18 protein-coding genes and 1 tRNA gene are annotated in these 19536 nt (G+C 62.9%); 10 read left to right on the top strand and 9 right to left on the bottom strand.

The window, feature by feature from the left end; translation table 11 throughout:
* Positions 1–55: 55 nt before the first annotated feature.
* The 6 genes from EOA13_RS27015 to EOA13_RS26990 all read left to right on the top strand — a co-directional run bounded on the left by EOA13_RS27015 (position 56) and on the right by EOA13_RS26990 (position 9064).
* The gene (locus EOA13_RS27015; protein ID WP_127296637.1) at positions 56–1522 is read left to right on the top strand and encodes an alpha-glucosidase/alpha-galactosidase; all 1467 of its coding nucleotides are present in this window, start codon (positions 56–58) and stop codon (positions 1520–1522) included.
* A 132-nt stretch (positions 1523–1654) separates the two neighbouring features.
* A complete protein-coding gene (locus EOA13_RS27010; RefSeq protein WP_127296636.1) occupies positions 1655–3733 on the top strand; it encodes an ABC transporter substrate-binding protein in 2079 nt (692 codons plus the stop codon).
* Between the two features lie 111 nt (positions 3734–3844).
* Complete coding sequence (locus tag EOA13_RS27005) at positions 3845–4852, top strand: ABC transporter permease (protein WP_127296635.1); 1008 nt, start codon at positions 3845–3847, stop codon at positions 4850–4852.
* A gap of 1 nt (position 4853) precedes the next feature.
* Positions 4854–5993 (top strand): ABC transporter permease, encoded by a 1140-nt coding sequence (locus EOA13_RS27000; protein WP_127296634.1) that lies wholly within the window; start codon positions 4854–4856, stop codon positions 5991–5993.
* Positions 5994–6003: 10 nt separating this feature from the next.
* A complete protein-coding gene (locus tag EOA13_RS26995) occupies positions 6004–7671 on the top strand; it encodes an ABC transporter ATP-binding protein (protein WP_127296633.1) in 1668 nt (555 codons plus the stop codon).
* Positions 7672–7690: 19 nt separating this feature from the next.
* Positions 7691–9064, top strand: coding sequence for an alpha-glucosidase/alpha-galactosidase (locus EOA13_RS26990; RefSeq protein ID WP_127296632.1), 1374 nt, complete (start codon positions 7691–7693; stop codon positions 9062–9064).
* Between the two features lie 15 nt (positions 9065–9079).
* Here EOA13_RS26990 and yacG read toward each other — a convergent pair whose 3' ends face one another.
* From yacG to EOA13_RS26945, 9 genes are all read right to left on the bottom strand, one after another.
* Positions 9080–9277: a DNA gyrase inhibitor YacG gene (yacG, locus tag EOA13_RS26985; RefSeq protein WP_127296631.1), complete on the bottom strand. Its 198-nt coding sequence runs from the start codon at positions 9275–9277 to the stop codon at positions 9080–9082.
* Positions 9274–9903: a Maf-like protein gene (locus EOA13_RS26980; protein WP_127296630.1), complete on the bottom strand. Its 630-nt coding sequence runs from the start codon at positions 9901–9903 to the stop codon at positions 9274–9276. Before EOA13_RS26980 ends, yacG begins: the two co-directional genes overlap by 4 nt.
* 21 nt (positions 9904–9924) lie before the next feature.
* Complete coding sequence (infA, locus tag EOA13_RS26975; protein ID WP_006200926.1) at positions 9925–10143, bottom strand: translation initiation factor IF-1; 219 nt, start codon at positions 10141–10143, stop codon at positions 9925–9927.
* A gap of 200 nt (positions 10144–10343) precedes the next feature.
* Positions 10344–10805, bottom strand: a complete 462-nt coding sequence (locus tag EOA13_RS26970; RefSeq protein WP_127296629.1) for a low molecular weight phosphatase family protein — start codon at positions 10803–10805, stop codon at positions 10344–10346.
* Complete coding sequence (locus EOA13_RS26965; protein WP_127296628.1) at positions 10793–11278, bottom strand: UPF0262 family protein; 486 nt, start codon at positions 11276–11278, stop codon at positions 10793–10795. Before EOA13_RS26965 ends, EOA13_RS26970 begins: the two co-directional genes overlap by 13 nt.
* 6 nt (positions 11279–11284) lie before the next feature.
* The gene (gene hisD, locus EOA13_RS26960) at positions 11285–12577 is read right to left on the bottom strand and encodes a histidinol dehydrogenase (RefSeq protein ID WP_127296627.1); all 1293 of its coding nucleotides are present in this window, start codon (positions 12575–12577) and stop codon (positions 11285–11287) included.
* 7 nt (positions 12578–12584) lie between these two features.
* A complete protein-coding gene (locus tag EOA13_RS26955) occupies positions 12585–13019 on the bottom strand; it encodes a DUF2948 family protein (RefSeq protein WP_023809258.1) in 435 nt (144 codons plus the stop codon).
* Positions 13020–13110: 91 nt separating this feature from the next.
* Positions 13111–14403, bottom strand: coding sequence for a UDP-N-acetylglucosamine 1-carboxyvinyltransferase (gene murA, locus EOA13_RS26950; RefSeq protein WP_127296626.1), 1293 nt, complete (start codon positions 14401–14403; stop codon positions 13111–13113).
* A 146-nt stretch (positions 14404–14549) separates the two neighbouring features.
* Complete coding sequence (locus EOA13_RS26945; protein WP_245490489.1) at positions 14550–14765, bottom strand: hypothetical protein; 216 nt, start codon at positions 14763–14765, stop codon at positions 14550–14552.
* Positions 14766–14926: 161 nt separating this feature from the next.
* Here EOA13_RS26945 and EOA13_RS26940 point away from each other — a divergent pair.
* The 4 genes from EOA13_RS26940 (at position 14927) to EOA13_RS26925 (ending at position 19417) form a co-directional block, all read left to right on the top strand.
* Positions 14927–15001: transfer RNA gene (locus tag EOA13_RS26940), tRNA-Thr, on the top strand.
* Positions 15002–15443: 442 nt separating this feature from the next.
* On the top strand, positions 15444–16964 hold the full coding sequence (locus tag EOA13_RS26935; protein WP_245490488.1) for a DUF882 domain-containing protein: 1521 nt from the start codon (positions 15444–15446) through the stop codon (positions 16962–16964).
* Between the two features lie 173 nt (positions 16965–17137).
* The gene (locus EOA13_RS26930; protein WP_127296624.1) at positions 17138–18043 is read left to right on the top strand and encodes a MurR/RpiR family transcriptional regulator; all 906 of its coding nucleotides are present in this window, start codon (positions 17138–17140) and stop codon (positions 18041–18043) included.
* A gap of 57 nt (positions 18044–18100) precedes the next feature.
* Positions 18101–19417 carry an ArgE/DapE family deacylase gene (locus EOA13_RS26925; protein ID WP_127296623.1) on the top strand — a complete coding sequence of 439 codons (1317 nt, stop codon included), beginning with the start codon at positions 18101–18103 and terminating at the stop codon, positions 19415–19417.
* Positions 19418–19536 lie beyond the last annotated feature (119 nt).

Genomic DNA, 19536 nt, shown 5'->3' with positions numbered 1-19536 from the left:
CAGCTTCCCATTGTCATCCCTTGCCTGCAATTCGAAGTGGAGTGAGGTGCGGCTGATGAGTTTCAAAATAGCTATCATCGGTGCCGGCAGCGTCGGCTTCACCAAGAAATTGTTCACCGACATCCTGTGCGTGCCCGAATTCAAGGACATCGAATTCGCGCTGACCGATGTCAGCGAGCACAACCTTCAGATGATCAAGGCGATCCTCGACAGGATCGTCGAGGCAAACAGATTGCCGACCAGGGTGACGGCGACGACCGACCGCCGCAAGGCGCTCGAAGGCGCTCGCTACGTCATCAGCTGCGTGCGGGTCGGCGGTCTCGAAGCCTATGCCGACGACATCCGCATTCCCCTGAAATATGGCATCGACCAGTGCGTCGGCGATACGATTTGCGCCGGCGGCATTCTCTATGGACAGCGCAACATCCCGGTGATCCTGGATTTCTGCAAGGACATCCGCGAGGTTGCCGAGACCAACGTCAAATTCCTGAACTACGCCAACCCGATGGCGATGAACACCTGGGCAGCGATCGAATACGGCAAGGTCGACACTGTCGGGCTCTGCCACGGCGTCCAGCACGGCGCCGAACAGATCGCCGAGGTGCTTGGCGCGAAGTCCGTGAAGGAACTCGACTATGTCTGTTCCGGCATCAACCACCAGACCTGGTTCATCGACCTGCGCCTGAACGGCCGCCCCATCGGCAAGGACGAACTGGTGGCCGCCTTCGAGGCGCATCCGGTCTATTCCAGGCAGGAGAAGCTGCGCATCGACGTCCTGAAGCGCTTCGGCGTCTATTCGACCGAGAGCAACGGCCATCTTTCCGAATATCTACCCTGGTACCGCAAACGTCCCGACGAGATCACGCGCTGGATCGATATGTCCGACTGGATTCACGGCGAGACGGGCGGCTATCTCCGCTATTCCACCGAAACCCGAAACTGGTTCGAGACGGAATATCCGCAGTTCCTCGAAGCGGCGTCAAAGCCGATCGACCGGGAGAAGCGCTCCAACGAGCATGCCAGCCACATATTGGAGGCGCTGGAGACCAACCGCGTCTATCGCGGCCACTTCAACGTCAGAAACAATGGCGTGATCTCCAACCTGCCGCAGGACGCCATCATCGAGTCGCCGGGCTTCGTCGACCGTTTTGGCATCAACATGGCCGCCGGCATCACGTTGCCGGAAGCCTGCGCCGCCACCTGCATCGCTTCGATCAACGTCCAGCGCATGTCGGTGCATGCCGCGATATCGGGCGACATCGATCTTCTGAAGCTCGCCGTGCTGCATGACCCGTTGGTCGGCGCGGTTTCGACGCCGGAGGAAGTCTGGCAGATGGTCGACGAAATGGTCGTCGCCCAGGCGGCTTGGCTGCCGCAATATGCCCATGCGGTTCCGGCCGCAAGGGAGCGGCTGTCGACATCTCAGGTGAAGACCCGCGAGTGGGCGGGCGCCGCACGGCGCAGCGTTCGCTCGATCGAGGAATTGCGCGCCGAAAAAGCCGCGCTGAAGCAAGCCGGCTGAGACGGGCCGGCTGAAAATTCATGCGGTGATGGTGGATCCATGGGAGGCGGATCCACTGCCACGAAGCCGTTTGAATTCGAGGAGAGGCGGAGCGGGTGCAAACGCTCCGGACAAACAAGAGGGAGAGAGACCGTGAGGAATTTACGCAATATCGGCCTTGCTGCCGGACTGACGCTGAGCGTCTCGGCACTCAGTGCTTACGCTTCCGAGCCGACGGTTCCGCCGGCGCCGACACCGTTTCCCGCCGAAGGCAAGATCAACTATGTCGCGCGAGACTCGATCCTGGAGTTCAAGCCGCTCCCCGAATATCACGAGCCCGACTGGGTCACCGAGAAATACGTCAAGACCGGCAAGCTGCCGCCGGTGAAAGACAGGCTGCCGAAAGATCCGCTGGTCTTCAAGACAGGCAACATGCAGGACGGCATCGGCGTCTATGGCGATACGATGCGCCACGTCATCGGCGGGCGGCCGGAAGGCTGGAACTACGGCGCCGGTCAGACGCAAGGCTGGGGCGGCATCGACATCGGCCTCTCCGAATGCCTGACGCGCACCGCCCCACTGTTCCAGGTCGAGGCCAAGGACACCGAGCCGCTGCCGAACCTGGCCAGGAGCTGGGATTGGTCGAGCGATGGCCACAAGCTGACCATGCACCTCATCGAAGGAGCGAAGTGGTCGGACGGGGTGCCGTTCAACGCCGACGACGTCATGTTCTACTGGGACGACGAGGTGGTCGATCCTAACGTCTCGCCGCTGAACGGTGCGACGCCGGAAACCTTCGGCGTCGGCACGACGCTGAAGAAGATCGACGACTACACCGTCGAATGGACCTTCAAGGATGCCTTCCCGAAACAGTACCTGTACGCCATGGCCTACGGCACCTTCTGTCCGGGCCCCGCGCACATCCTGAAGCCGCAGCATCCGAAATACTCGAAGAACACCTATGATCAGTTCAAAAATGCCTTCCCGCCGGAATTCATGAACATGCCGGTGATGGGTGGCTGGGTGCCGGTCGAATACCGGCCGGACGACATCATCGTCATGCGCCGCAATCCCTATTACTGGAAGGTCGACGAAAAGGGCAATCAACTGCCCTATCTCAACGAACTGCATTACAAGCTGTCGACCTGGGCCGACCGCGATGTCCAGGCGGTGGCCGGTGCGGCCGATTTTTCCAATTTGGAGCAGCCGGAAAACTTCGTCGCCTCGCTGAAGCGTGCGGCAGAGGCAAACGCGCCGGCCCGTCTTGCTTTCGGCCCGCGGCTCATCGGCTACAATCTGCGCTTTAATTTTTCCGCCAATGGCTGGGGCAATCCGGACGAACGCGGCCAGGCGATCCGCGAGTTGAACCGCAACGAGGATTTCCGCAAGGCCGTCACCATGGCGCTCGACCGCAAGGCGCTCGGCGACTCGTTGGTCAAGGGACCGTTCACCGCCATCTATCCCGGCGGCCTGTCGTCAGGAACCAGCTTCTACGACCGCGCTTCGACGGTCTACTACCCCTTCGACCTCGAGGGCGCCAAGGCGGAACTCGCCAAGGCCGGCCTCACGGATACCGACGGCGACGGCTTCGTGAATTTCCCTTCCGGCACCGCCGGCGGCAAGAATGTCGAGATCGTGATGCTGGTCAACAACGACTACACGACCGACAAGAGCCTTGCCGAAGGCGTCGTCGCCCAGATGGAAAAGCTCGGGCTTCGGGTCGTGCTCAACGGCCTCAACGGGACCCAACGCGACGCTTCGCAATATTCCGGCCGCTTCGATTGGCTGGTCCGTCGCAACGAACAGGAACTGACGTCGGTGGTGCAGAACACCGTGCAGCTTGCCCCGGTCGGTCCGCGCACCAGCTGGGACCATCGTGCGCCGGAGAACGGCGAGGTCGATGTGATGCCGTTCGAAAAGGACCTCGTCGACATCGTCAACAAGTTCGTCTCCACCCAGGACAATGACCAGCGCGCCAGCCTGATGAAACAATTCCAGAAGATCTCGACGGAGCACGTCTACAATGTCGGCCTGACGGAGTATCCCGGCGCGCTGATCGTCAACAAGCGTTTCTCGAACATCCCACAGGGCACGCCGATCTTCATGTTCAACTGGGCCGAGGATTCGATCATCCGCGAACGGGTCTTTGTCGCGGCCGACAAGCAGGCGAAATACGAATTGTTCCCGCAAGAACTGCCCGGCAAACCCGGAGAGAAGGGGCCGATGAATTAGGTTTACCTCCCTGACTGAGAGACCTCCGTCCGCGCCGCTGGCGCGGCCGGACAAACCAACCTCCGGACGCAACCAAGGGCGCGATCGGCGAGACGAGGAAACGAACCGTCCATGCTGCGATTCCTGCTCACGCGAATAGCGTCGGCAATCCCGGTCCTCGCCATTTTGAGCCTGGCCACATTTGCCATCATCCAGGCGCCGCCGGGCGATTATGCCGACTACATCCGCTCGCAGGCGATCAACCAGGGTGGAGCCTCCTTCGCTGAGGCCGACGCGCAGGCAAAGGCCTATCGCATCGAGCATGGTCTCGATAAGCCGCTGCCCCTCCAGTATCTCAACTGGATCGGCGGCATCGTCACCCGAGGCGATTTCGGCTACAGCCTCTATTACAACAAACCGGTCGCCGACGTGGTCGGAGAGCGCCTGCCGCGCACGCTTCTGCTGGCGCTGGTCTGCCATCTGCTCGCCTCGGTGCTGGGCATAACATTCGGCATATGGGCGGCGACCCGGCAATACACCTGGATCGACTCGGCGCTGTCGGCCATCTCCTTCCTCGGCATGACGGTGCCGCGCTTCCTGATGGCGCTGATCATCGTCTATCTCCTGGTCTTCCAATTCAACGTGTCGGAGATCGGCTCATTCTTCTCGCCGCAATATGGGGGCGCGCCGTGGTCGTGGGCCAAATTCGTCGATCTGGTCAAGCATGTCTGGCCGGTGGTGGCGATCGCGACTTTCGGCGGGCTCGCCTACAATATGCGCGTCATGCGCGGCAATCTGCTCGATACGCTGAACGCGCAATATGTCGAGACGGCAAGGGCCAAGGGACTGACCGGCGCCGCCGTCGTCATGCGCCACGCCGTGCCTAACGCACTGCACCCGCTCATCATGTATCAGGGTGTGGTGCTGCCTTACATGTTGACCGGCGAAATCGAGACGGCGATCATCTTCGCGCTGCCGACTGTCGGCCCGGCGATCGTCGGCTCCATGGCTGTCGGCGATGTCTATGTCACCGCCACCTTCATGATGGTGCTGTCGGCGACGCTGATCGTCGGCAACATCATCGCCGACATGCTGCTCGTGCTGCTCGATCCGCGCGTGCGCCAGTTCGGGGAGCGCTGAGATGCTGGCGCGCGATCCATCACCTCCACCGCTGCCGGCCGAAGGGCCGATCGTAGCCAAACCGGCGCGCGGTAACGAAAGCTACATTGCGCTTGTCTGGCGCCGGCTGAAGCGCTCCTGGACCGGCATGGCCGGGCTCTGGCTCGTCGTGCTGCTGCTGGTGATGGCCGTGTTCGCCGAGTTCATCGCGCCAATGGACCCGAAGGTGACGGATGTCGGCTTCGCGCCTCCGCAGGTGCCTGTTTTCCATGACAGAGATGGCGGTTTCACCGCGCGGCCGAGGGTCTATGCGCTGGCCGATTCGGCGGACCTCGATCCGGTCACTTTCCAGCCCGTCGTCGGTCCCGACTATGACCATCCAAGGCTGCTTGGTTTCTTCGTGCACGGCGCGCACTACAAGTTTTTCGGGCTGTTGCCGGCGGACCGGCATCTGTTCGGCTCGCTGGACGGCCAGCCGGTGCATTTCCTGGGCACCGACAAGTTCGGCCGTGACGTGCTGTCGCGCGCCATCCATGGCTCGCGCGTCTCGCTAATGATCGCGCTGACGGTCGTCTTCATCATCACCGTCATCGGCACCACCGTCGGCATGGTCTCCGGCTATTTTGGCGGCAGGTTCGATGTCTGGATGCAGCGCTTCGTCGAACTGGTGCTCGCCTTCCCGCAGCTGCCGCTCTATTTGGCGCTGACGACGCTGATCCCGGTCACCGCCCCCACCAACGTCTTCCTCGCTTTCGTCATCATCGTCATGTCGGCATTGGGCTGGGCGCAGATGTCTCGCGAGGTGCGCGGCAAGACTTTGGCGCTGGCGCGGATCGAGTATGTGCGAGCCGCCATGGCGGTCGGCGCCACCGACCGGCGCATCATCATGCAGCACATCTTCCCCAATGTGATGAGCCACGTGATCGTCGCCGTGACGCTGGCGATTCCGACGGTGGTGCTGCTCGAATCCTTCCTCGGTTTCCTCGGCTTCGCCGTCAAGCCGCCGCTGATCTCGTGGGGTCTGATGCTGCAGGACACCGCGACCTATTCCGTCATCGGCACTTATCCCTGGATCCTGTCGCCGGTCGGTTTCGTGCTCGTCACCGTCTTTGCCTTCAACGCGCTGGGCGACGGCCTGCGTGACGCCGTCGACCCTTATTAAGGTGCCTGAGATGTCCGTCGCGCTCGCCGAATCCTTCGCACCCATCGTCCGTCACGACCATGACGGACGCCAGGGCCAACCGATCATCGACGCCCGCAACGTCGCCGTGGCCTTCAAGGTCGAGCATGGCGTCGTCGACGCGGTCAAGGACATCTCGTTTCAGCTCTATCGCGGCGAGACGATCGCCATCGTTGGCGAATCCGGTTCGGGCAAGTCGGTGACGGCGCGCACCGTCATGGGCCTTCTGTCGCGGCGCGCCACGGTGTCGCCCGGGTCGAGCGTCTGTTATGACGGGCAAAACATCCTGAAATTTCCCGAGAGCGCCCGGCGCAAGCTGCGCGGCAACCGCATCTCGATGATCTTCCAGGAGCCGATGAGCTCGCTCAACCCGATCTATACGGTCGGCAGCCAGATCGTCGAGGCGATCCGGGTGCATCGCAAAGTCAGCCGCAAGCAGGCCTGGGCGCGCGCACTGGAACTTCTGCAGCATGTGCAGATTCCCGATCCCGCCGCGCGGCTCAAGCAATACCCGCACCAGCTATCGGGCGGGCAACGTCAGCGGGTGATGATCGCCATGGCGCTGGCCAACAATCCCGATGTGCTGATCGCCGATGAGCCGACCACAGCGCTCGATGTCACCGTCCAGGCGCAGATCCTGAACCTGATCCGCAGCCTGCAGAAAGAGCTGCGCATGGCGGTGATCCTGATCACCCACGACCTGACCGTGGTGCGCCAGTTCTCCGACTACGTTTATGTCATGCAGCATGGCGAAATGTGCGAGCACAACGTCACCGAAGGGCTGTTCGCCAACCCACAGCACCCCTATACGAGACGGCTGCTGGCTTCCGAGCCGCATGGGCAGCCGAAGCCGCTGCCGGAGGGCTGCGGCACCATCCTGGAGGCCAGCGGCGTGGGCGTTTCATTCATGCTGCGCCACGGCACCTTCCTGAAACCGGACTGGCGAGAGCTGGTCGCCGTCGACGATCTCGGCCTGAAACTCTGTCGCCATGAGACGCTGGGGCTGGTCGGCGAATCCGGCTCCGGCAAGACCACCTTCGGCCAGGCCTTGCTCCGGTTGATCGACGCCAAGCGCGGCGAGATCCATTTCGACGGCAAGCCGATCCATGGCCTATCGCGTGCCGAGATGCGGCCGCTGCGCTCGCGTATGCAGATCGTCTTCCAGGATCCGTTCTCCTCGCTCAACCCGCGCATGACGATCGGCCAGATCATCGAGGAAGGGCTGATCGTCAATAGTATCGGGGCGACGCGGCGCGAGCGGGTTGAACGGGTGCGCGACGCGCTGGTCAGCGCCGGCATGCCGGGCGATATACTGTCGCGGTTTCCGCACGAATTCTCCGGTGGCCAGCGGCAGCGCATCGCGATCGCCCGAGCCATAGCGCTCGAACCCGAATTCATCCTGCTGGATGAACCGACCTCGGCGCTGGACCTCTCCGTCCAAGCGCAGATCATCGACCTCCTGCGCAAGCTGCAGGACGAGCGCGGCCTCAGCTACCTCTTCATCTCGCACGACCTCAAGGTGGTGCGCGCACTGTGCCACCGCGTCATCGTCATGCAGAACGGCAAGATCGTCGAGCAAGGCCCCGTCGACGACGTCCTGTCCAATCCCAAGACCGCCTACACCGAACGGCTCGTCAGGGCCGCTTTCGACGTGGCCTGAACATATGCCGGAGGTTAGCATGGCTAGAAATCCCAAGATCACGTTCATCGGCGCCGGCTCGACGGTGTTCATGAAGAACATTGTCGGCGACGTGCTGCAACGCCCGTCGCTGTCCGGCGCGACGATCGCGCTGATGGACATCAATCCGCAGCGGCTGGAAGAGAGCGCCATTGTCGTCAACAAGCTGATCGCGACGCTTGGCGTCAAGGCGAAGACCGAGACCCATTCGGACCAGCGCAAGGCGCTGGCCGGCGCCGATTTCGTCGTCGTCGCCTTCCAGATCGGCGGCTACGAGCCCTGCACCGTCACCGACTTCGAGGTGCCGAAGAAATACGGCTTGCGCCAGACGATCGCGGACACGCTGGGCGTCGGCGGCATCATGCGCGGCTTGAGGACCGTGCCACATCTTTGGAAGGTCTGCGAAGATATGCTCGCCGTCTGCCCGCAGGCGATCATGCTGCAATATGTCAACCCGATGGCGATCAACACCTGGGCGATATCGGAGAAATATCCTGAGATCAGGCAGGTCGGCCTCTGCCATTCGGTGCAGGGCACGGCAATGGAGCTGGCGCATGATCTCGACCTTCCGTACGAAGAGATCCGTTATCGCTCGGCCGGCATCAACCACATGGCTTTCTATCTCAGCTTCGAGCATCGCCAGCCGGACGGTTCCTACCGCAATCTCTATCCCGATCTCGTGCGCGCCTATCGCGAAGGCCGCGCGCCCAAGCCCGGCTGGAACCCGCGCTGCCCCAACAAGGTGCGCTACGAGATGCTGACGAGGCTCGGCTATTTCGTCACCGAGAGTTCGGAACATTTTGCCGAATACACGCCCTATTTCATCAAGGACGGCCGCCCGGACCTGATCGAGAAGTACGGCATCCCGCTGGATGAGTATCCCAAGCGCTGCATCGAACAGATCGAGCGCTGGAAGGGACAGGCTGAGGCCTATCGTTCGGCCGACCGCATCGAGGTTGAGCAGTCCCGGGAATATGCCTCCTCGATCATGAATTCGGTCTGGACCGGCGAGCCGTCGGTGATCTACGGCAACGTCCGCAACAATGGCTGCATCACCTCGCTGCCCAGGGACTGTGCCGCCGAAGTGCCGTGCCTGGTCGATGCCTCCGGCATCCAGCCGACCTATATCGGCGAGCTGCCGCCGCAATTGACCGCGCTGATGCGCACCAACATCAACGTGCAGGAACTGACGGTGCGGGCGCTGATGACGGAAAACCGCGAGCACATCTACCACGCGGCGATGATGGATCCGCACACCGCGGCCGAGCTCGATCTCGACCAGATCTGGTCCCTGGTCGATGATCTCTTGGCGGCTCATGGCGACTGGCTGCCGACTTGGGCGCGCACAAACCGCAAGAGCGAGGCCGCCGCCTGATCGGCGGCGCTCGGCTCATTTCGGATCGTCGGGGTCCGTTTCTTCCTCGTCGTCGCGGGCCTTGATGACATAGGCGCCCTTCAGCCAGCGGTTGAGGTCGATGTCCTTGCAGCGCGTCGAGCAGAACGGAAAGGTGTCGCGCGCCGAGGGCTTGCCGCATTCGGGGCAGGGGCGCTTCGGGCGCAAGGGTGTGACTTTGGGGTCGGAACTCATAGCCGTGCGCCTGACAGCCAGCCGCCATGTACCTTGAAGCCTTCGCCGCTTAACAGCGCCACCGTCTCATAGAGCGGCAGCCCGACGACGTTGGTGTAGGAACCGACCAGCTTGACGACAAACGCCCCGGCGAGACCCTGGACGGCGTAGCCGCCGGCCTTGCCGCGCCATTCGCCCGACGCGACATAGGCGTCGATCTCTTCGCGCGGCAGCCGCTTGAAGCGCACCCGCGTCTCGACCAGCCGCTGACGCAGCTTGCCGCCCGGCGTGATCAGGCAGATGCCGGAATAGACCCGGTGCGAACGACCCGACAACAGCCCGAGGCAGTTGGCAGCGTCGTCGAGGGTTTCTGCCTTGGGCAGGATGCGCCGCCCGACGGCGACGACCGTATCCGCGGCCAGCACGAAGCCCGGCGCGTAGTCGGCTTCGGTTTTCAGCGACGCGAACGCCTTCTCGGCCTTTTCCTTCGACAGCCGCTTGGCCAGCGAGCGCGGATGCTCTGCACGCAGCGGCGTTTCGTCGACATCGGCCGGCAGCACGCGGTCCGGCTCGATGCCGGCCTGCTGCAAGAGCTCGATTCGGCGCGGCGAACCCGAGGCAAGCACCAGCTTCTGCAAAATGCTCATCGCGGACCGGTCGGGCTTTGCTTACTTGAAACGATAGGTGATGCGGCCCTTGGTCAGGTCGTATGGCGTCATCTCGACCAGAACCTTGTCGCCGGTCAGCACGCGGATGCGGTTCTTGCGCATGCGGCCGGCCGTATGGGCGATGATTTCGTGTTCGTTTTCGAGCTTTACCCGGAACATCGCGTTCGGCAACAATTCCGTCACGACACCCGGAAACTCGAGGACTTCTTCCTTCGGCATTCGATACCTTTGCTTGGATGGTAGTTCCAGCGCTTAGAGCATGATGCCGAAAAGTGTAAAGCGGTTTTCGGACGACATCATGCTCTACTTCTTTGGTTTAGAGGCGGATTCAGATTTCAGGTCGAACAGACCTGAAATCATCCGACTCTAGCCGGAATTTCGGCGGAACCTATATGATAATCGTCCGCTTGTGAACACGCTTAATCGGCGGCCTCCGGAGGTGTGAATCGACGCCCGATCCGCGCTTTCAGGCGCTCGCGCACGTCCCGGTAGGCCGCCATGATCTGTTCGCGCGTGCCGGCGGCGTCGGTCGGGTCCGGCGTCGGCCAGTATTCGACCTCGACGGCGAGCGAGCGGGTAAGCTCAAGTGCGGCGTGGTGCGCTTCCGGCGCCAGCGTGACGATGAGGTCGAAATAGTCGTCCTCGAGATCGTCCATGGTCCGTGGATGGCGCTCGCCCAGCGACAGGCCTTCCTCGGCCAGCACCGCATCGACGAATGGATCGCGCTCGCCGGCGCGAACGCCGGCCGAAGCGACAAAGATGGTGGTGGGCAGCATGCGGCGCGCCAGCTGCTCTGCCATTGGCGAGCGCACGGCATTCATGCCGCACAGGAACAGGATCGAACGGGGTAGGGCGCCGGGTGCCAGGGCTAGCCCCGCCAGTGCAGTACGCAGACCAGCGTGAACAGCCGGCGCGCCGTATCGAAGTCTATGTCGATCTTGCCGGATAGCCGGTCCATCAGCGTCTGCGAACCTTCATTGTGCAGGCCGCGGCGGCCCATGTCGATCGCCTCGATGTGGCTCGGCGTCGAGGAACGGATGGCGTCGTAGTAGCTTTCGCAGACCATATAGTAATCCTTGACGATGCGCCTGAGCGGCGTCAGCGACAGGATATGAGTGACGACGGCGGTGCCATCTTCGCGCGCCACGGCAAACACCAGGCGCTGCTCGGCCAGCGACAGTTTCAGCCGGTAAGGGCCGTCGCCGCTGTCATTGACGGGCTGAAAACTGTTCTCCTCGATCAGGTCGAAGATCGCCACCGCGCGTTCATGCTCGACATCGGGTGTCGACCGGCCGATCGATTCATCGAGTTCGACATCGATCAGCCTGGCGCGGGTTTGATCGGGGCCAGACATCGCCGCCTACATGTTCAACCGTATGGCGACGGAGCGTCCATGCGCCTCAAGGCCTTCCGCCTTGGCGAGCGCAATCGCCGCCGGCGCCAAGATACGCAACTGCTCCGGTCCAAGCTTGAGGATCGACGTGCGCTTGACGAAATCGAGCACCGACAGCCCGGACGAGAAACGTGCCGAGCGTGCCGTCGGCAGTACATGGTTGGAGCCGCCGACATAGTCGCCGATGGCTTCCGGCGTGTGGCGGCCGAGAAAGACCGCACCGGCATTGCGCATCCGCGACAGGAAGCCCTCGGCGTCGTCGATGGCCAGTTCGACATGTTCGGCGGCGATGCGATCGACCAGCGGCAGCGCGGCGTCGATGGTCGACACCTGGATCACCGCACCAAAATCACGCCAGCTCGCCGCCGCCGTCTCGGCGCGTGGCAGGCTCTGCAGCTGGCGCTCGACGGCTTGTTCGACAGCGATGCCGAAGGCCGGATCGTCAGTGACCAGGATCGACTGCGCCGATGTGTCGTGCTCGGCCTGGGCCAGCAGATCGGCAGCGATCCAGTCCGGATCATTGCTGCCGTCGGCCACGACGAGCACTTCCGAGGGACCGGCGATCATGTCGATGCCGACGGTGCCGAATACCTGGCGCTTGGCCGCCGCGACATAGGCATTGCCCGGGCCGACGATCTTGGCGACCGGCTTTATAGTCCGGGTGCCGTAGGCAAGGGCGGCGATCGCCTGCGCGCCGCCGACTCGGTAGATTTCCGACACGCCCGATATGTCGGCCGCCACCAGCACCAGCGGATTGATGATGCCGCCCGGCGCCGGTACGACCATGACGATGCGCTCGACGCCGGCCACCTTGGCCGGCACGGCGTTCATCAGCACCGAGCTTGGATAGCTCGCCGTGCCGCCCGGCACATAGAGCCCGACCGCCTCGACCGCCGTCCAGCGCCAGCCGAGCTCGACGCCGGCGGCATCCGTATAGCGGTCATCCTTTGGTCGCTGCCGCTCATGATGCGAGCGGATGCGGTCGCGCGCGAATTCCAGCGCCTCGATCGTCTTTGGGTCGGCGGCCGTGTAGGCCTGGGCGATGTCGTCCTTCGAAACGGCGATGCCCAGTCCAGCCAGATCAGCGCGATCGAATTCCCGTGAATAGTCGATTAGCGCCGCGTCGCCCTCGGCGCGCACGCGCGCGATGATGGCGCGCACCGCGGCATCAACGTCGGCGGACACTTCCCGCTTGGTCAACAGGAAGGCGGCGAAACGCTGCTCGAAATCGGCGTCGGACTGACGAAGCGTGATGGCCATCGGACGCTCAGGCCTTGTGGATGGGGCGCGAGGTGGCTTCCCACGCCCCGCCAATATCGGCAAGGCGCGCCTCGATGCACTCGACGTCGAGCATGATCGTGCCGCCGCCGGCAAAGATCAGCTCGACGATGCCTGCCGGCTTGCTGATCTCGATGAAGCTGATCGCCAGCAGCGACAGGACCTCATTGGGCTTGTCGCGGGCGATGCCGTTGGTCTTGGCGCCAAGCACCCGGTCGAAATGCAGCACCGCCTGCCGCCGCTCATTGTGCTGGCGAAACAGGCCGGATTTTGCCTCCCAGACGAAACGGTTCATGGTCAGCAGGAACCGCTTGGCCGCGGGCAGGAATTCGAGGTCTGAGACCTTCATCACCGCGTCCTGGACATGGGCCGAAACGATGCTCAGATCCTGATCGTCGAGCGCGATAAGCTTAAGGGCAGTCATGCGGATTTCGCACCTGAAGGTTGATAACTGAACCTTCTGTTAGGCGGTCTTTCCCGTCCGCGCAACCGCACCGCGAGGCCTTGCGATTGGCCTATGCGGAAATCCGCTCGATAACCGCGCCGCAGTTGGATAGCTTTTCTTCCAGCCGCTCGAAGCCACGGTCGAGATGATAGACCCGGTTGACCGTCGTCTCGCCTTCGGCCGCCAGGCCGGCGATGACCAGCGAGACAGAGGCGCGAAGATCGGTCGCCATGACCGGCGCGCCCTTCAGTTTCGGCACGCCGTCGACGATCGCCGTCTGGCCCGAAAGCGTGATGTGAGCGCCGAGCCGCGCCAGTTCCTGCACATGCATGAAGCGGTTCTCGAAGATCGTCTCGGTGATGCGCGACTTGCCCTTGGCCATCGTCATCAGGCCCATGAACTGCGCCTGCAAATCGGTCGGGAAGGCCGGGAACGGCGCTGTCGTCACGTCGACCGGCGAAATGCCGGCGCCGTTGCGCCTCACCCGGATGCCGGAATTGGTCGGCGTGATCTCCGCACCCGTCTGCGCGATCACGTCCAGCGCGGTCTGCAGCAGATCCGGACGCGCACCTTCGAGCACGACGTCGCCGCCGGTCATGGCGACGGCCATGGCATAGGTGCCGGTCTCGATGCGATCGGGAATGACGCGCACGCGCGCGCCCGACAATGATTCGACACCGTCGATGGTGATTGTCGGGGTGCCGGCGCCGGAAATCTTCGCGCCCATGGCATTGAGGCACTCGGCGAGGTTGACGATTTCAGGCTCGCAAGCCGCGTTCTCCAGCACCGTCTCGCCTTTGGCGAGCGCCGCGGCCATCATCAGCACATGGGTGGCGCCGACCGAGACCTTCGGGAAGATGTAGCGGTTGCCGACAAGGCGGCCATTCCTTGTCTTGGCGATGACATAGCCGGTGTCGACGTCGATATCGGCGCCCAGCGCCTGCAGGCCTTCGAGGAACAGATCGACCGGCCGCGTACCGATGGCGCAACCGCCCGGCAGCGACACTTTGGCTTCGCCCATGCGGGCCAGCAGCGGGCCGATCACCCAGAACGAGGCGCGCATCTTCGACACCAGCTCGTAGGGCGCTGTGGTGTCGACGATGTTGCGGGCGGAGAAGTTGATGGTGCGCGAATAGCCCTCATTCTGCTTCTCGCGGCGGCCATTGACCGAATAATCGACGCCGTGATTGCCCAGGATGCGGATCAGTTGCTCGACATCGGCCAGATGCGGCACGTTTTCCAGCGTCAGCGTGTCGTCGGTCAAAAGCGAGGCGATCATCAAAGGCAACGCCGCGTTTTTCGCGCCCGAGATCGGAATGCTTCCGGAGAGCTGGTTGCCCCCGACAATTCTGATGCGATCCATGGAAGAACGTCCCTCTCGGCCAAAAAGGGCCGGTTCAATCGTTTGAGTAGCGGCCCGTCTAGACCATTGGCCGATCTGGTTCAAGAATTACGCTGGTTCAAGAAATGGGATTTCGCCCACCCCGGGCCAAGAGTGGCCGATTTGAGTTAATCTTTTTGTATTTCCTTCGATGCAGCGAGCCCGTCCGGCCGTTGATCTGCATCTCCGGTGCGCCGCGAGCGTGACTGCGCCTTGCGCTTCTGCAAATTGGCGCGCAATTGCTCTGCCAGCCGATCCTTGCGGATTGTTGCGCTGTTATTCGGTGGACCATCCTTTTTCACTGGAATTGCCTTGTCATCCACTGGAATTGCCTTGTCATCCATTGTCCCGCTCTGGCCCGTGAGCAGCCAGCCCGCCATTCAGGGATAGCCAACATTGTGGCGCCCCCATGTCATTAAAAGCTATCCGGCAAAGGCTTTCACAGAAGCGTTGCGCTTGGCCTTGCGCTTGCCGGTTCGATATGGCAGAAGCCCCGCCATCAGCGGCTGCGGTAGCTCAGTGGTAGAGCACTCCCTTGGTAAGGGAGAGGTCGAGAGTTCAATCCTCTCTCGCAGCACCATCTTCCAACATCCTTGTTGCCGCACATTCGTCCTCTGCATTTGCAAGGGCGAGGCGGCTACATGGGAACGGCGCGGCCGTCGTGCTGGCGGACCTCATCAGCGGTGCATTGCTCCAGAAAATGGCTGCCACAGGCAACTCCAGCCGAAGCACATTCCCGGCAAGACACGATTCATTAACCAAGATGCTGTTCATCAGCATGACGTATTGTGGCATGGATGCCCGTCTGCGTCGGTCAAGTCCATGCTTGTCAGGAAGAGGGCCGAAAGGCTCCTGATCTGGGCGGAACCTAAAACCGCCCGAAACAAAAGAACGTGCAAGGCATGAACGTGAGCGAAAACGTGCAAAACGCCCCCGGTACTTCCCGTCTTTGGACACTGCCAGCCATCATGGCAGCGTTCTTATGTCTGTTCGTTACCGGCGCATTCGCAGAGACGCGTGCTTTGAAGATTCAACATCTCCATACGGGCGAGAAGGCTGAAATCGTGTTCAAGCGCAATGGGCGCTATGATCCGGCGGGATTGAAGAAGATCAATTTGATGCTGCGCGACTGGCGTCGCAACGAACCGACGAAGATGGATCCGCGCCTGCTCGATCTTGTCTGGCAGGCCTATCGCGCCAGCGGCTCGACAGCCTATATCCACGTGGTCAGCGCCTATCGGTCGCCAGCGACGAACGCCATGCTGCGCAGCCGCTCGAAGGGCGTGGCTCGGGAAAGCCAACACATGGTTGGCCGCGCGATGGACTTCTTCCTGCCGGATGTGCCGCTGAAGAAGCTGCGCGACATCGGTCTCAAGATGCAGGGCGGCGGCGTAGGCTATTACCCGACCTCCGGTTCGCCTTTCATACATATGGATGTCGGCAATGTGCGGCATTGGCCTGGCATCAGCCGCCAGGAACTCGCAAGGGTATTCCCGAACGGCAATACGCTGCATGTGCCGAGCGACGGCAAACCGCTGCCCGGTTATGGGCAGGCGTTTGCCGCCTACAAATCGCGCAAGGGCGCCGGCACGCCCAACATCGACCTGGCAAGTGCCGACGGCGGCCAACGCAGGCCGCGCGGCCTGCTGGCGACGCTTTTGGGTGGGCGCGGCGCGGACGAGACCGATGATGTCGCCGAAGCGGTGCCGGCGCCACGCAAGCCGGCCAAGTCCGTTGAACCCAGGCCCGCCGGCATCGCAATCGTGCCGCCACAGGATGCCCAGCGCGCCGACATCCAGACGGCTTCCGTCGATCGGGCCGAAGAATCGCCGATCGGAGCGGAGGGAAAGACGCCTGAAGCGATCGTGATGGCGATGGCGCCGGGCTCAGTGCCGCTGCCGGCCTTCGCCCCGCGCACCGGGTCAACGGCCAGCATTCCGACCCCGCAAATCGCGCCACTTGCAACAGCCAACGCTTCCACGGCGCGGGCCGAACTGGCCAATCCAGCAGCAACCGCTGCTGAAATTCCCTCGGGCAAGTCGGATGCCGGCCCCGCGAGCGGCGCGCCGGACCTGGTGGCGCTTAACATCCCCTTGCCGACATGGCGGCCGGAAAGCCCGACAAGGCCGACGCGCCAGCCTGACGCAGACAAATCCGGCGATGCGGTCGCTGCCTTGCTGGCCTTGAACCACGCCGATGACGGCCTTGATGGTTTGGCCGGCCAGCGGGTCTCGGTTGCCCAACCGAAGCCCGATTATCGCGTCAGGACCAGCCCGAAGGCCGACCGTGTCCAGCCACGTCTCGATCCCGAAGCCACCGCGGCCATCGTGCCGGCCGCGCTGTCGGGCCGGCTGATCGGGACAGGTCGCGGCATCGCCGCCGGAGCCAGCCCCGCGACAGCGCCCGTCATTGCCGCCAATCTCATCCGCACAGCGCCGGAGCACATCTATCTCGATGGATTCCAGCCGCGAGGGCAGACCTCCGATCACCGACGCTTCACCGGTTCAGCGGTCAAGTTCCTGCCCATCGCCAGCTTCAGATAGACGCAAGCCCTCGTTCGAGCCGACGTGGATGTGTTGCACGACTGGCTTGGCTGTCATGGGATTGCAAGTCATGCCGAACTCTCCCGGATGGCTCTGTAAGAAAATTTCCAAATTTGACAAACAGGTACGAAATTGTAAGATAATTGTCTTTCCGTCGACGATAGGCGATGACAATGTCGATCCGCGAAGAACTGGCCAATACGACCGTGGCGTTTACTTCCGCGGAAGAGAAGATCGTCCAGGTCCTGCTCGCCGATTATCCGATGTCGGGGCTGGGCACCGCGACCCGGCTGGCACGGCGCGCCGGCGTCAGCGACCCGAGCGTGACGCGGCTGATGACCAAGCTTGGCTATGTCGGCTTTGCCGACTTCCAGGCACGCCTGCTCACCGAAATCGAATCCAGGCTGCATTCGCCGCTTTTGATGATGGAGGCCAAGCGTCCGGGCGGCTCCAGCGAAGGCACCGCACTTGCCTATTTCCATTCAGTTTCCGACAGCCTGGAGCGCACGCGCACGGCAGTGCCGGTGCAGGCCTACACGCGCGCCGTCAACATGCTGCTGGAGAGCAAGGGCCAGGTCGTGCTGCTGGGCGGCCGGTTCAGCCGGCATATCGCCTCCATGCTGGCCGGCTACCTCCTGCAGTTCCGCTCCGGCGTGCGCGACATCGGTTCGTTGAGCCCCGCCGATTTCGACCTGTTGATCGACCTTGGCAAGCGCGACCTCCTCGTCGTGTTCGACTACCGGCGTTACCAGTCGGACGTGGTGAGCTTTGCCCAGCAGGCCAAGGAGCGCGGCGTCTCCATCCTGCTGTTCACCGATGTCTGGCTGTCGCCGATATCTGACATAGCGGACCTGACCCTGGTCGCCGCGATCGACGCCAACTCGCCGTTCGACACGCTGGCGACGGCCGTTGCCCAGATGGAAACCGTGTTTGCCCACGCGCTGGAGGGCCACGGCGCCGGGGTGCGCAAGCGCATCGAGGACATCGAAAGGATCCGCAGCGCCAATGCGGTCACGCTCGATACCGCCCTGTCGTCATCGGCCGACGACGCCGCCAAATCCAAAACCACAAGGAAATAGTGTCGTTGCGCCCAGTGCAGCGATGCAAAACGCGGCGATGCAGAGAAGGAAACGACGATGCCCGACAACCAAGCCATCATCGATGCCGTGCAGGCTGAGATCGAGACCGATCGCGACTGGTTGATCGGCCTGACCCGCGACATGGTTCGCATCCCTTCGGTCAATCCCAAATTCGAGCCCAACCCGGCGATCAACCGCGAGGCGGATGTCCAGGCGCTGCTCGAACCGATCCTCAAGCAGGACGGGTTCAAGACCGAGCAATGGGATGCCTTGCCCGGCCGGCCCAATCTGGTCGGCGAATGGGCGGGAGACGAGGACCGCAGCCTGATCCTGTGCGGCCATATCGACGTCGTGCCGGTCGGCGCGATGAAGGACTGGTCGGTCGATCCGTTCGGCGGCGAGATCACCAATGGCCGCCTCTATGGCCGCGGCGCCGTCGACATGAAGGGCGGCGTCGCCGCTTGCATCGCCGCCGCGCGCGCGATCCGCAAGGCGGGCATCACGTTGCAGGGCCGGCTCGCCATCCACTCGGTCGTCGACGAGGAAGCCGGCGGCTTCGGCGCCATGGACGCGGTGAAGAAGGGCAAGCTCGCCAAGGCGGTGCTGGTCGCCGAGCCGACCTGGGGCGATGTCCTGCCCGTCGAAGGCGGGCTCGAATGGGCGCGGGTGACGATCCGCGGCCGCAACGCCCATTCGGCGCTGCGCTACAACGAGATTTACCCGCAGCGCCACGACAAGGACCGGCTCGAGCCGGGCGTCAACGCCATCGAGATCGCCGCTCGCTTCATCGCCGCCGTGCGCCAGTACGAGCTGGACCGGACGCGGGCGAAATCGCATCCATTGCTGCCGCTCGGCATGAACACGATCAACATCGGCGTCATGCATGGCGGCACTGGCCTTGGCGAACACGGCCTGCCGACCGTCATGACCAACCCGGCCATCATTCCCGACGTCGCGGTGCTCGATCTCGACATGAAATTCTTGCCCGATGAGAACTCGGCCGACTACCGCCGCGATTTCGAGACGTTCGTCCACCATTTCGCCCAGACCGATGCGTGGCTGCGCGACAACCCGCCTGCGATCCAATGGGAGCTCGGCGGGCTGTATTTCCCGCCGATGAACACGCCGGTCGATCATCCGCTGGTGACATCGCTGATGAAGCGCAAGGCCATGGTCCGCAAGGCGCCGCAGGCGCGCGGCTTCGTCGCTGTGTGCGATGCCGCGCACTATGCCGGCGCCGGCGTCGACGGTGTCATCTTCGGCCCGTCAGGCGACGGGTTTCACGGTTCCGACGAATATGTCGAGGTCGAATCGGTGGTCGAGACCGCGAAGGTGATCGCTGCTTCGGTCATCGACTGGTGCGGCATCCGTTAGAGCAATTCTAGGAAAAGTGTGAAGCGGTTTTCCGTCCAGAATTGCTCCAAAACCCAGAATTGCTCCAAAACAAAGAGTTAGAGCAGCTCGCCGTTTCTCTGAAACGGTGAAATGCTCTA

This window comes from Mesorhizobium sp. M7A.F.Ca.US.011.01.1.1 (assembly GCF_003998295.1).
Taxonomy (GTDB): Bacteria; Pseudomonadota; Alphaproteobacteria; order Rhizobiales; family Rhizobiaceae; genus Mesorhizobium.
Note: the sequence above shows the minus strand (reverse complement) of the source record. Positions and strands in the feature narration are given on the sequence as shown.